The organism is Burkholderia sp. BCC1640 (assembly GCF_902833125.1).
Taxonomy (GTDB): domain Bacteria; phylum Pseudomonadota; class Gammaproteobacteria; order Burkholderiales; family Burkholderiaceae; genus Burkholderia; species Burkholderia diffusa.
The window spans coordinates 148,924-161,130 of record NZ_CADFEF010000002.1 but is presented as its reverse complement, the minus strand read 5'-3'; the positions used below and the strand labels follow the sequence as shown (position 1 = coordinate 161,130).

At 68.9% G+C, this 12,207-nt stretch carries 11 protein-coding genes; 5 read left to right on the top strand and 6 right to left on the bottom strand.

Going from position 1 to position 12,207, the window contains the following annotated elements; all coding sequences use genetic code 11:
* Window positions 1-157: 157 nt before the first annotated feature.
* Window positions 158-1,042, bottom strand: coding sequence for a LysR family transcriptional regulator (locus tag HWX25_RS03170; protein WP_175907036.1), 885 nt, complete (start codon window positions 1,040-1,042; stop codon window positions 158-160).
* Between the two features lie 359 nt (window positions 1,043-1,401).
* On the opposite strand from HWX25_RS03170, the gene HWX25_RS03165 reads away from it, so the two are divergent.
* Window positions 1,402-1,779, top strand: a complete 378-nt coding sequence (locus HWX25_RS03165; protein WP_175907034.1) for a nuclear transport factor 2 family protein — start codon at window positions 1,402-1,404, stop codon at window positions 1,777-1,779.
* A gap of 21 nt (window positions 1,780-1,800) precedes the next feature.
* On the opposite strand, the gene HWX25_RS03160 is transcribed toward HWX25_RS03165, so the two are convergent.
* Entirely contained in the window at window positions 1,801-2,739 is a 939-nt protein-coding gene (locus tag HWX25_RS03160; RefSeq protein WP_175907032.1) for a helix-turn-helix domain-containing protein, read from the bottom strand.
* Window positions 2,740-2,826: 87 nt separating this feature from the next.
* Between HWX25_RS03160 and HWX25_RS03155 the strand changes: the two genes are divergently transcribed.
* A complete protein-coding gene (locus HWX25_RS03155; RefSeq protein ID WP_175907030.1) occupies window positions 2,827-4,266 on the top strand; it encodes a cytochrome P450 in 1,440 nt (479 codons plus the stop codon).
* Between the two features lie 16 nt (window positions 4,267-4,282).
* Here HWX25_RS03155 and HWX25_RS03150 read toward each other — a convergent pair whose 3' ends face one another.
* Window positions 4,283-5,083 (bottom strand): helix-turn-helix transcriptional regulator, encoded by an 801-nt coding sequence (locus tag HWX25_RS03150; protein ID WP_175907028.1) that lies wholly within the window; start codon window positions 5,081-5,083, stop codon window positions 4,283-4,285.
* A gap of 132 nt (window positions 5,084-5,215) precedes the next feature.
* On the opposite strand from HWX25_RS03150, the gene HWX25_RS03145 reads away from it, so the two are divergent.
* A complete protein-coding gene (locus tag HWX25_RS03145) occupies window positions 5,216-6,622 on the top strand; it encodes an APC family permease (protein WP_175907026.1) in 1,407 nt (468 codons plus the stop codon).
* Window positions 6,623-6,674: 52 nt separating this feature from the next.
* Window positions 6,675-7,784 (top strand): P1 family peptidase, encoded by a 1,110-nt coding sequence (locus HWX25_RS03140; RefSeq protein ID WP_175907025.1) that lies wholly within the window; start codon window positions 6,675-6,677, stop codon window positions 7,782-7,784.
* A 138-nt stretch (window positions 7,785-7,922) separates the two neighbouring features.
* On the opposite strand, the gene HWX25_RS03135 is transcribed toward HWX25_RS03140, so the two are convergent.
* Complete coding sequence (locus tag HWX25_RS03135; protein ID WP_175907023.1) at window positions 7,923-8,135, bottom strand: hypothetical protein; 213 nt, start codon at window positions 8,133-8,135, stop codon at window positions 7,923-7,925.
* A 158-nt stretch (window positions 8,136-8,293) separates the two neighbouring features.
* Complete coding sequence (locus HWX25_RS03130) at window positions 8,294-10,477, bottom strand: FUSC family protein (protein WP_175907021.1); 2,184 nt, start codon at window positions 10,475-10,477, stop codon at window positions 8,294-8,296.
* A 192-nt stretch (window positions 10,478-10,669) separates the two neighbouring features.
* On the opposite strand from HWX25_RS03130, the gene HWX25_RS03125 reads away from it, so the two are divergent.
* Window positions 10,670-11,617 (top strand): LysR family transcriptional regulator, encoded by a 948-nt coding sequence (locus tag HWX25_RS03125; protein ID WP_059525343.1) that lies wholly within the window; start codon window positions 10,670-10,672, stop codon window positions 11,615-11,617.
* A 153-nt stretch (window positions 11,618-11,770) separates the two neighbouring features.
* Here HWX25_RS03125 and HWX25_RS03120 read toward each other — a convergent pair whose 3' ends face one another.
* Window positions 11,771-12,073 carry a DUF4148 domain-containing protein gene (locus tag HWX25_RS03120; RefSeq protein WP_059525344.1) on the bottom strand — a complete coding sequence of 101 codons (303 nt, stop codon included), beginning with the start codon at window positions 12,071-12,073 and terminating at the stop codon, window positions 11,771-11,773.
* Window positions 12,074-12,207 lie beyond the last annotated feature (134 nt).

Here is a 12,207-nt window from a genome sequence, read left to right as displayed (position 1 = left end):
CCTTCAGGCGACACGGGCCGGACGGCAGGCGCGAGAAGCGGCGGAACGAAGCGGGAATCCATCCGGCGGGCAACATGGCGACACGCAATCGAAAGAGTGACGATGCCCCCAAGTTAACACGCAGACGCAGCAGGAATAATGGTTAATTATCGGGCGTTCAATGAGAAATTCTCATTGATGACGCGGTGACTTCGGCGGCCAGCGCACGCGCGAAACGCTCGGCCGGCCGTGACTGATGTTCGAGCAGCACGACCTCGCGGCCCATCTGCGGCTGGCCGAACGGCAAGCGCGTGACGGGCGGCAGCCGCGCGAGCGTCGAGTCGGGAAGCGCGACGATCGCCGCGCCAAGCCCGCGCGCGACCATCCGCGCGATCGTCTCCGCGCTGTCGAGCACCATCTCCTCGCGTACGCGCACGCCGATGCGGCGCAACTCGGCGGCGATCATCCGGCCGGCCCACGCCTGCGCGTCGAAGCGGATGAACGGCAACGCCTCGAGCAGCGTGCCCGCGTCGCGCTCCGCATGCTGCGGCGGCGCGAGCAGCCAGAAGCGGTCTTCGTACAGCGTGGTCCACGTCAGCTCCGCCGGATGCGGGCGCACGGGGCGCGTCGTGATCGCGGCGTCGAGTTCGCCGGCCGCGACGCGGTTCGCCAGTTCGGCCGACATGCCGGCCGATACGTGCACGCGCAACGACGGGTGCGCGGCGCGCAGCGCGAGCAGCGCGTCGGGCAGCGGGCCGGACAGCGCGGTCTGGATCGCGCCGATCCGCAGGCGGCCGACGAGCTTCTTCTCGTCGCTGAGCGCATCGGGAATCCGGTCGACCATCGCGAGCACCTGCTCGGCCTGCGCGACGAGGATGTTGCCGGCTTCGGTGAGTACCGGCTGGCGGCGCGAACGGTCGAACAGCCGGACGTTGTATTCGCTTTCGAGCGTCTTGATCTGCAGGCTCACGGCCGATTGCGTGAGTCCGATCGCTTCGCCGGCGCGCGCGAAGGTGCGGTATCGGGCGATCGCGACCAGCGTTCGGAATGCGCGTAGTGACATGGACTCGGTGAGGTGAGCGGCCGGGGCCGGCACGCGGATTGCTCGGTGATGCCGGAGGCGGCGCATGGGCGGCAAGCCGATCGCGGCGCCGACGACCGCCGAAGCCGGCGGCCGCGGCCGGCACGCTGGCGGACATCATGCCCGTGCGTGCGGAAACGGGCAACCGCGGCATCGGCGCGCGCAGGCGGTCGCGGCGATCGCCCGGTGCGGGTTTTCGTGAATGGCATCGGGCCGGGCGTGCGCGCATAGGTGCCTGCGGGGGCGGTCGTGGTCGGTCGTGCCGCCCGCAAGCGTTTGATCGATGCCTCGGGGCGACGCGGGCTGTCGCGTCGGCCCCGTCCTTCGCGGAGGTAACGACAATGACAGACGACCCCGGTGACGTTGCGCGCGCCAGCTATCGCGCGTACGTCGACAAGGACCGCGACGCGATCGAAGCGCTGATCGCACCGGACTTCCATTTCACGAGCCCGCTCGACAACCGGCTCGACCGCGACGCGTATCTGGCGCGCTGCTGGCCGAACAGCGCGATGCTCGCCGGTTTCGAGTTCGTCGACGTCGCCGTGCATGGCGAATACGTGTTCGTGGTGTACGAGGCCGACACGACAGCCGGCAGGCGGTTCCGGAATGCGGAGCGGTTGCGTGTCCGCGATGGCCGGATCGTCGAGGCCGATGTGTATTTCGGCTGGTACGTGCCGCACCAGGCGCCCGAGGGCGGGTTCATCGAATCGGGCGGCTGACGCGTGACGGGGCGCGGCCCGTCACACCCAGAGCCGGTACATCCAGAACGATTCGTCCTCGGCGAAGCGTCGTACGAACTCGGTCGGCGAGAAGCCCGTGATGCGCCGCGTCGCGCGGCTCAGGTGTGCCTGGTCGGCGAATCCCTCGTCCAGCGCGAGCGCGGCCCAGTCGACCGGCTGCCCGGCGTCCTGACGGTCGCGCGCGGCGAAGAACACGCCTTCGGTGCGCACCAGCGTTTGCCAGTCGCGCAACGAGCGACCGCTGTACGACTTGATGCGCCGTTCGACCTGACGCGGGCTGTGGGTGTACCGCCATTCGCGCGCTTTCGACGCGAGACGCCCGACCCAACTGCGCCCCGCATCGCGCAGCGACGACAGCGGCGACACGCTGCCGCGCAGCGCATGCCAGCGCGGCGCGAGGTGGCGGTCGAGCGCGGCCAGCGCGTCGTCGTCGTGTTCGGCATCGGCGAGCGCATCGAGCAGCGGCCGCCAGCTGTCGTCGAGACATGCATGCGCGTCGACGAAGGTGTCGTGGATCGCCGGCAACGCGACGCCGAACAGCGCGCGTGCCGCATCGGCATGCAGGCAGACGATGCCGCCTTGTCCGCTCGTCGGCGCCCAGCTCGCGACCGGCATCGACTGGCTGCCCGACAGCGTCGCCGATGCGCCGAACGGCCGCCATACGGGCCCGTCGCCGGTGCGCCGGACGAGCCCGACGTCGAGGCCGCGATACCACGACAGGCAGACGATCGGCGACGCGGGGAAATGCGTGAGCCGCTGCGCGTCGCTCAACGTGAAGCCGCGCGTGTCGCGCGTGATGATCGCGACGACCGCGCCTTGCAGCGCAGCCGGCGGCTGATACAGCCGCGTGGGCGGCGACCGGCCGTCGCACAGCACGCGCGGCGCACGCGCGAGCGGATCGGGACACGGCGGCAATGTCGGAGACGGACCGAAGGGCATGACGCCGGAGTATAGGGACCGGCGCCGCACGTGTCGATGTCGTTTGCGTTCAAGACCCGCAGCGCGTCGATCCGGACAATCCGGCGCATGAACACACGATCCTCTTCCCGATGCCCGTTTGATGCGGACGCCGCCGATGCGGCGCCCGCGCTTCACCCGCCCGGCGTATGGCCGCCGGGGCCGCGTGCCGGCCTGACGGGGTGGCGGCTCCTGCGCGCGATGTCGCGCGACCTGACCGGTGCGCTCGCGGGCTGGCAGCGCGCGCATGGCGACGTCGTGCACCTGCGCATGTGGCCCGAACATGCGGTGGTCGTGACCGATCCGGCGCTCGTGCGCGCGTTGCTGGTCACGCATCACGATGCGTTCGTGCGCTGGGAGCGCGGCATCCGCGTGTTTTCGCAGGTTCACGGGCACAGCGTGCTGATTGCAGAGGGCGACGCATGGCGCGACAAGCGGCACGCGCTGCAGCCGAATTTCATGCCGAAACCGGTGCAGGCCTTCGTGCCGTCGATCGCCGCGACGGCCGGTCATGCGCTCGCGCAGTGGCCCGCGCACGACGCGCACTGGCCGATCGAAAGTGCACTGACGTCGCTTGCGATGGACGTGATCATGCGCACGATGTTCTCGGATGCGATCGGCGCGGACGCGCGCGTGGCCGAGGCAGCCGTGCGCACGGTCAGCGCGGCCGCGAACGCCGAGTTCTACCAGCCGGCCAGCGTGCCGGACTGGATGCCGTGGAAGCGCGGCAAGGCGAGGGCGCTGGCGGTGCTGAACGGATTGATCGACCGCCAACTTCATGCGCGTCTGGACATGCCGGAGCACGGCTGGCCGGACGATCTGCTGTCGCGCCTGTTGCGGCTGCACCGCGCCGACGTGCGCGCCTGGCCGCTGCAAGCCGTGCACGACGAGTGCATGACGGCGTTCCTGGCCGGTCACGAGACGGCCGCGGCCACGCTGACCTGGTGGGCGTGGAACATGGCCGCGAATCCGGCCACGCAGGCCGCCGCGCGCGACGAAGTCGTGCGCGTGCTGGGCGGCCGCGCGCCGACCGCCGACACGCGCGCCGCATTGCGCTATCTGACGCAGACGCTCGAGGAAACGATGCGCCTGTATCCGGCGGCACCGATCCTGATCAGCCGTCGCGCATCGCGGCCGGTCGCGCTGGGCGCATGGCAGTTTCCGGCGCGAACGCTGTTCATGCTGCCGATTCAGCTGATGCATCACGACGCGCGGTGGTTTCCGGAACCGCAGGCATTCCGGCCCGAGCGCTTCGCCGACGACGCGCCGGCGATTCCGCGCGGCGCGTACCTGCCGTTCGGCACGGGGCCGCGCGTATGCCTCGGGCAGCATCTGGCGATGACGGAAATGACGGTGGTGGCGGCCATGATCCTGCAGCGTCATGAATTGTCCGTGCCGCCCGGCATGGCGGCGCCGCGCGCGACGCTGAACGTGACGCTGCGGCCCGAGCGCGCGCTGCACCTGGCGATCGCGCCGACACGACGGGCGGCGGCGGTCGGACCGTCGTGACGCGGCGGCATCGCGCTCAGCCCGCCGCATCCTCCCCCAACGCCTGAATGAACCGCGAAAACAGCTCCGGCTGCGACGAGATCCCGAGCTTCGCGTAAAGATGGCGCCGATGCACCTTCACCGTCTCCGGCGAAATCGCCAGCCGCTCCGCGATCGCCTTCGACGAATTGCCGCGCAGCACCATTCTTGCGATCGACATCTCGCGATCGGTCAGCACGCCCGCGCCGAAGCGCGCGAGCGCCTGCTCGACGCGCGCGCCGAGATCGTCGTCGGGCGTCGTGCGCGCGGCATCGCCCACCAGCCGCCAGTGCTGCCGGATCGTCGCGAGCACCCACGGCATCGCGGCCGTCAGCTTGCCGAGCGGCTCGACGTCGAAGCGCGCCGACGCGCCGAGCGACAACGACAGCAGCAAGTCGGGGTTCGGCCGCAGCAGGATCTGGATTTCGTCGTCGCCGACCGCATCGCGGAAGTAGCTCAGGAAATACTCGCTTTGGCGGAACAGGTCGGGCGCGACTTCCTCGAGCCGGTAGCAGCCGTCGGCGAGCCCGTCGTGCGCGGCCTGCAGGAACGGGTCGAGCAGATATAACCCATTGAGGTAAAGCGGCACCGGCGACGCGCTGTCGGAGCCGCCCGTGTCGTATTCGTCGAGCACGAGCGGCACGCCGTCGCGGCCGATCGCGGTCGCGAGCGCGTTGTCGAACGGCACCATTTCGTTGAGCAGCAGCACCAGGAAGCGCCAGAAGCGCGGCTGGCCCAGATGATCGATCGCGCGGCCAAGCGCCTGGTGCATCGCGATTTCGGAGAAGAGTCGATCCATACCACCACCGAAGGGTGTAACACGAAGGGGGAATAGCGGTCCTGAATTTGGCTTCCTAGACTGCCACGCAATCAATCGGGCCCGAGTATGGGTGTTCAAAAAAGTGCAGGGTAGGAGCAACAGGAGAACGAAATGGCGATGATGTCGGAATCGACGGGCACGCTGCAAGCGACGCCTGCCACGGAACACGCGCCGCGCGCGCTGTCGCAGACGCTCAGCGTGCGCGATGCGGTGATGATCACCGTGTCGGGCGTGACGCCCGCAAGCTCGATCTTCGTGATCGCGCCGTTCGCGATCCAGCAGGCCGGCAGCGGCGCGGTGCTGTCGTTCCTGCTCGGCGGCGTGCTCGCGCTCGCGTTCGCGCTCTGCTACGCGGAGCTCAGTGCCGCGCATCGCAGCGCAGGCGGCGAATACGTGATGGCCAAGCGCGTGTTCGGCACGCTGCCCGGCTACCTGACGTTCATCACGGTGCTGTCCGTCAGCGTGTTCATCCCGGCCGTGCTCGCGAGCGGCGCAGCGCCGTACCTGAACAACGCGCTCGGCACGCACTTCGGCAACCAGTCGGTCGCGCTCACGATCGTCCTGCTCAGTTACGTGCTCGGGATGCTGAACATCAAGACGAATGCGTGGATCACGGGCGCGTTCCTCGTCGTCGAGATCGGCGTGCTGATGCTGATCGCGGGGCTCGGCTTCGGCTCTCCGCATCGCGGCGCCGACGCGCTGATCGCGCCGGTCGTCGCGAGCGGCAATGCGCTGGTGCCGGCCACGCTCGCGGCGATCGTGCCCGCGATCGGCACGGCGATCTTCTGCTACAACGGCTTCGGCTCCGCCGCCTATCTCGCGGAAGACCTGCGCGGCGGCAACCGCAACGTCGCGAAGGCGGTGATCTATTCGCTGCTGGTGATCCTCGTCGTCGAGCTGATTCCGCTCACCGCGATCGTGCTCGGCGCGCCGTCGCTGACGGAGCTGACGAAGAGCGCCGACCCGATCGGCTATGTCGTGCGTTCGCTGAGCAACCCGGCGGTGTCGCGGGTGGTCAGCGGCGGGATCTTCCTGTCGGTGTTCAACGCGATCATCGCGATCGTGATCACGATGGGGCGCCTGCTGTACAGCAGCGGCCGGCATGCGCTCTGGTCGCGCACCTGCAACCGCGCGTTCTCGACGATCCATCCGCGCTTCGAGTCGCCGTGGCTCGCGACGCTCGCGCTGGCGGTGCCGTCGTCGGGGCTGGTGTTCGTGTCGAGCCTCGACGAGCTGACCGCGTTCACGGTCGACCTGCTGCTGCTGATCTACCTCGTCGTCGGGCTGGCCGCGCTGGCGAGCCGGCTCGTGCGGCGCGACGTCGAGCATCATTACCGGATGCCGCTGTGGCCCGTGACGCCGCTCGTCGCGGTCGCGGGCGCCGCGTACACGCTCTACACGACACTGGCGACGGCGACCAAGCCGACCGACCTGATCATCATCGGCGGGCTGCTGGTGGCCGCGCTCGTCATGTATGCGGTCTGGGCGCGCCACAGCGATGCGTTCCGCTCGCTCTGACCATATCGACACATCGAACTATCGAACCATCGAAAGACGGAGGAATTGCATCATGCGCACGAGGGATCTCGGCATCCGCATCGGACTCGGCACGCCGGGCCGCTTCAACGCGATCACGGACGTACCGGGCGTGCGGGTCGGACATTGCACGCTGAACGTCGAGAACGGCGATGCGTCGATCCGCACCGGCGTCACGGTCATCGAGCCGCGCGCCGGCGCCGCGCACGATTCGCCGTGTTTCGCGGGCGTCCATGTGCTGAACGGCAACGGTGACGCGACCGGGCTCGAATGGATCCGCGAAGCCGGCCTGCTGACGACCCCGATCGCCTATACGAACACGCACAGCGTAGGCGCGGTGCGCGATGCGCTGGTCGCGAACGAGCGCGAAGCGGCGGCCGGCCGCGTGTACTGGTGCATGCCGGTCGTGATGGAAACCTACGACGGCCTGCTCAACGACATCTGGGGGCAGCACGTGAGCGCCGCGCACGTGCAGCGCGCGCTGGCCGCCGCGCAGTCGGGGCCGGTCGCCGAAGGCGGCGTGGGCGGCGGCACCGGGATGATCTGCCACGAGTTCAAGGGCGGCATCGGCACCGCGTCGCGCGTGGTCGCGGCCGACGCGGGCGGCTGGACCGTCGGCGCGCTCGTGCAGGCGAACTACGGCGTGCGCGAGATGCTGCGCGTGGCCGGTTATCCGGTCGGCGAGGTGTTGCGGCACGTGCATTCGCCATTTCGCGCGCCCGATGCACAAGGCGAGGCCGGGATGGGTTCGATCGTCGTCACGATCGCGACCGACGCGCCGCTGCTGCCGCATCAGTGCACGCGCCTCGCGCAGCGGGCGAGCGTCGGGCTGGCCCGCGTTGGCGGCGGCACCGAGGATTCGAGCGGCGACATCTTCCTGGCGTTCGCGACGGGCAACGACGGGCTGCCGGCCGCGAACTATGGCAGCAAGGGCGTGCCGACGACGGCCGTGAAGATGGTGAACAACGACCACATCTCCGCGCTGTTCGTCGCGGCGGCGGAAGCAGTGGAGGAAGCGATCGTGAATGCGCTGGTGGCGGGAAGCGACGTCGAATCGCGCGGCGCGCGGGTCGAAGGGCTGGGGCAGGCGCGTTTGCTGGATGCGTTGCGCGAGGTGGGGTGGCGGCCGGGGCGCGGCGCCTGAAACGGCATGCGCCGCTTCAATCGAAGCGGCGTGGCGGACAGTGTCGTTGCGGCGATCGGCCGGCGCGTCGTGCGCGCGCGCATGTAATGCGTGCGATGCGTGTGCGGCGGGCCTGACCGTGGCGACGCGGCGTCATGCTCAGCTGCCGAAGTAGACGTTGCAGAAGCTGACGGGGCCGACGCATGCGTTCGGGTCTTCCTGCTTCGATTGCGCACGATCGACGCGGCCCGCGGCCCGGACGGCTTCGGCGCGGTTCGCCGGTTGCTGCGCGGCGTCGACCGGCGCGGGCTGGGCATGCGCGACGGCGGCGGTCAGCGACAGGGCAACGAGGGCGAGGTGCAGCGGCTTCATTTGGGTTTCTCCTGGGTCAGTGCCAGTCTCGCTGGCAGTGAGGAAACTATAGGCTCGCACTGCTTAGAGATTAATCACCGCGGGTGCAGAGCTTATTTCCAATCGGAACAAGGATGACGTTGCGCGCGCATCGATCGCCGCCGCCCGCCCGTCGACGGTCAGTGACGATGGCGATTGAACGGTGCGTCCTTGTCCAGCAGTGCGCTGCGGATGAAGTGCAGGCAGCCGACGATGCGCTGCATGCGGCGGCGCTCGTCGGGCACCGCGTACCACGCGTGCAGCGTGTGCTGGGCGGCGCGGATCGCCAGATTCACCGATTTCAGCGTGCGCGCATGGTGGCCCGTCGTCGGATCGTCGAAGAAGCGCGGCAGCTCGCGCAGCACCGCATCGATCGATGCGGTCCAGTGCTGCGTCTGTGGCGGTTTCGATTCGCAGAACCCGTGCAGCTCGTCGCGCAGGTCGATCACCGCATGGCCGACCTCGAGCGTCGACAGCATCCAGCGCAGCGCGTCGCGATGCTGCCGCGTGCGCTTGACGAGCAGCGTGCGCAACTGCGCCATCAGGTCGTGCGTGCTTGACTGGAAGCGTGCGGCGAGGCCGTCGCGCGTGCCTTCGCATGCGAGCGTGACCTGGCGGCGCAGGTCGTGCGCGATGCGCGACGTGAGCCACGGCATGTGGGTCGGAAACACCACGGCGAACACGATCGAACACGCGAGCATCGCGACGACGATGGCGAAACCGTTGTTGATCAGCACCTCGGGCGTATACGCGATCGCGTTGTCGGGGCCGGCGAGCAGGCAGAAGAACACCGCGAAGCCAATCCCGTAGCCGGACAGGCCCGGACGCATCGCGAGAAACGCGCCGAGGCCGAGCACCGGCGCGAGCGCCGCGCACAGCAGCGGAAAGCCGTCGATGTTCGGATAGACGTAGCACAGGAACACATAGCCGACGGCCGTCGCGAACGCCGCGCCGACGCCCATCTGCGCGACGAACTTCGGCGCACGCGGCGACGTCGAGCTCAGCGCGCACGCGATCGCGGTGGCGATGACGGCGAGCGAGCCGCTCGGCCATTCGGACGCGATCCAGAACGCGCTCATCGCGCCGACGGCGACGAGCGTGCGCAGGAACGTGAAGCCGACGAAGAACGCATTGGTTTTCACCGCGTAGTGCGTGACCGAGCGTTCGAACGCATGATCGTCGCGGTCGAGCGACGCGTTGGTGTCGGCATAGCCGAGATACTCGCCGATGAAGCGATACATCAGCTCGATCGCGGTGTCGAAGTCGAGCAGGCCGCCGGCCGCGTGATCCTCGATCTCGCGGCGCGACGCGCGCGCGGCCTTCGGCAGCGCGCCGTGAAAGCGGCGCAGTTCGAGCAGCGCGCCGGTGGTCGACGCGATCCCGCGCTGCCGCTCGTCGCGCAACGCGGTCACCCGCTGCGCGAGCGCATCGATGTGCGGCGCGAGCGCATCGAGCACCGCGTCGGACCGGTTCGCGCGCAAGCGTTTGACGAGCTGGTGCAGCGCATGCAGGCGCGTGCAGGCATTCATGAACTCGCTGTTCAGGCGCGCGAGCCGGCGGCTGCGCGCGCGTATGTGCGGATCCTCGAACGACGCGAACGCGCGGTTGGCCTCGAAGCCGACGATCTCGTCGACGAAATCGGCGAAGCGCCGCTCGAAATCGCCGCGTGCGAGATCGCCCGACAGCGCGCTGGCCGCGAATGCCGCGAACTTCACGTGACGGGCGGTCAGCGAGCGCATCAGCGCCTTCGCGGAGCTGAGGGGAAGAATCAACGCGCTGACCGCGCCGGAGCACGCGATGCCGAGCGCGACTTCCGCGGCGCGCGTGAGCGCGGACTGGAACAGCGTCTGCGGCGTCATCACCGCGGGCAGGCCGATCAGCGCGGCCGTGTAGCCGGCGAGCACGAACCCGTACCAGCGGAAATGGCGGTTGCGGACCGCGAGCGCGATGCAGCCGCCGATCCACAGCGTGATGCCGGCCATGTACAGCTCCGGCTGCTGCGCGAACAGCCCGCCGAGCGCGAGCGCGCCGACGAGGCCGGCCGCGGTGCCGAGCACGCGGTAGAAACTCTTCGCGAACACCATCCCCGACAGCGGCTGCATCAGCACGAACACGGTCGTCATCGCCGTGCGCGGCTGCGACATCTCGAGCCGCATCGCGATCCCCATCGCGAGCAGCGCGGCGAGCACGGTCTTGGCGAGATGCAGCCAGATCAGGCCGTCGCTCGCGGCCCAGTCGCGCGCGGCGCCGCCGAGCGGATCGAGCCAGGTTCTCCATCGTGCCGGTTCGATGGAAGGTCGCTCGATCGCAGGTTGTGGCTTCATGAAGAAAGAGGGGGGCGCGTGCGGTGTCGCGGCGCGTCCGGACGGGTCCATTCGACTGATGAGGCGCCGATTGTAGGAGTGCGGCGCGCGGGCATTAACGCAGCTGCAGGGAAACGATAGTTGCAGGGCGCGTAACAATCTGTCGCATCCGCTGGAGGAAAATAGCGGCTCCGCTACAGGTGGCTCACAGGAATGGATACCCTACAAAACATGCGGGTGTTTACGCGCGTCGTCGAGACGGGCAGTTTCACCGCGGCCGCGCAATCGCTGAATTCGACGACGGGCGCGATGTCGCGCGCGGTGTCGGAACTCGAGGCGCGCCTGCGCACCCGTCTGATGAATCGCTCGACGCGCCGCCTCGCGTTGACGTCGGCCGGCGAAAGTTATCTGCGGCGCTGCCGCCAGATCCTCGCCGACGTCGATCGCGCCGAGGAAGAGGCGAGCTGCGCGCACGAGCGGCCGGCCGGCGTGCTGCGCATGCACAGCTTCGCGAGCGTCGGTCATCACTACGTGATGCCCGCGCTCACGCGCTATCACACGCAATATCCGGACGTATCGATCGAGCTGTCGCTGTCGCAGCGCATGCCCGACCTGTTCGACGGCACGAGCGACATGGCGGTCGTGACCGCGTCGTCGCTGCCCGATTCGGAGCTCGTATCGCATCTGCTCGGTTCGACCTTCAGCATCCTGTGCGCGTCGCCGGAGTATGTGAAGCGTCATGGCACGCCGGCGCGGCCGCAGGATCTCGGCGCGCATGCGTGCCTGACGCTCTGCACGCCGGCGTTTCCGACCCACGAATGGGTGCTCGAAGGCGCCGAGGGCGTCGAGCAGATCCATGTCGCGGGGCCGGTGCAGACCAACACGGCGGAATCGCTCGCGCTCGCGATTCGCGACGGCATCGGGATCGGCATGCTGCCGCTCTATGCGGCGATCGACGCGTTGCAGGAGGGCACGCTCGTGCGTGTGCTGCCCGGTCACATCCTGCAGAAGATGAACGTGTATGCGCTGTATCCGTCGCGCCGCTTCGTCGACGCGAAGGTGCGCACCTGGGTCGAGATGCTGCGTGCGCAGGTGCCGGGAATGATCGCGCACGACGTCGAGATGCTGAATGCGATCGAGCGGGAACCGCAGGCCGCCTGAGGGCGAATACGCCGAATACGCGACTACGTAAAAAGATGGCCGCGTGCCCGACGGCACGCGGTCCGGGCGCATCCGTCGTCACGGACCGGTTCGCGCGAACTACGTTGCGCCCGCAGGACACGTGTCATGCGGGCGCGGCGTGGCGTCATGCATTCACAGCGCGGGCTTGACGGCCACGCCCGATTCGGTTGCGCCCGCACCGGCCGGGCCATATGCGGCATGCGCGGCCTTGTGCTCGGCGAGCCGTTTTGCCGCCAGGCGTTCCTGCGCGGCCATGATGTCGTCCGGATAGTTGCCGGCATCGCCGAGCGACGGGTTGTAGCCGACCGATTCGAGGTCGTAGAGCTCCTGCAGCACCTGCGCGCGCGTGACGGGCGACTTGGCGGACTGAGCGAACGACAGGGCCGGTGCGGCAAGCAGGACGGCAGCGGCGGCGGTAACGACGAGCGATTTCACGATGTTCTCCTGTAGACGGGGTGTGAGGCCGGTCCGGCGATCGATGGGTGATCCGAACCATCGATGCCAGTCTATGCAGCGCACGCGGGCGCAAAAACCCCGATTCCAGGCAAGCAGATTTCCAGATGGAACAA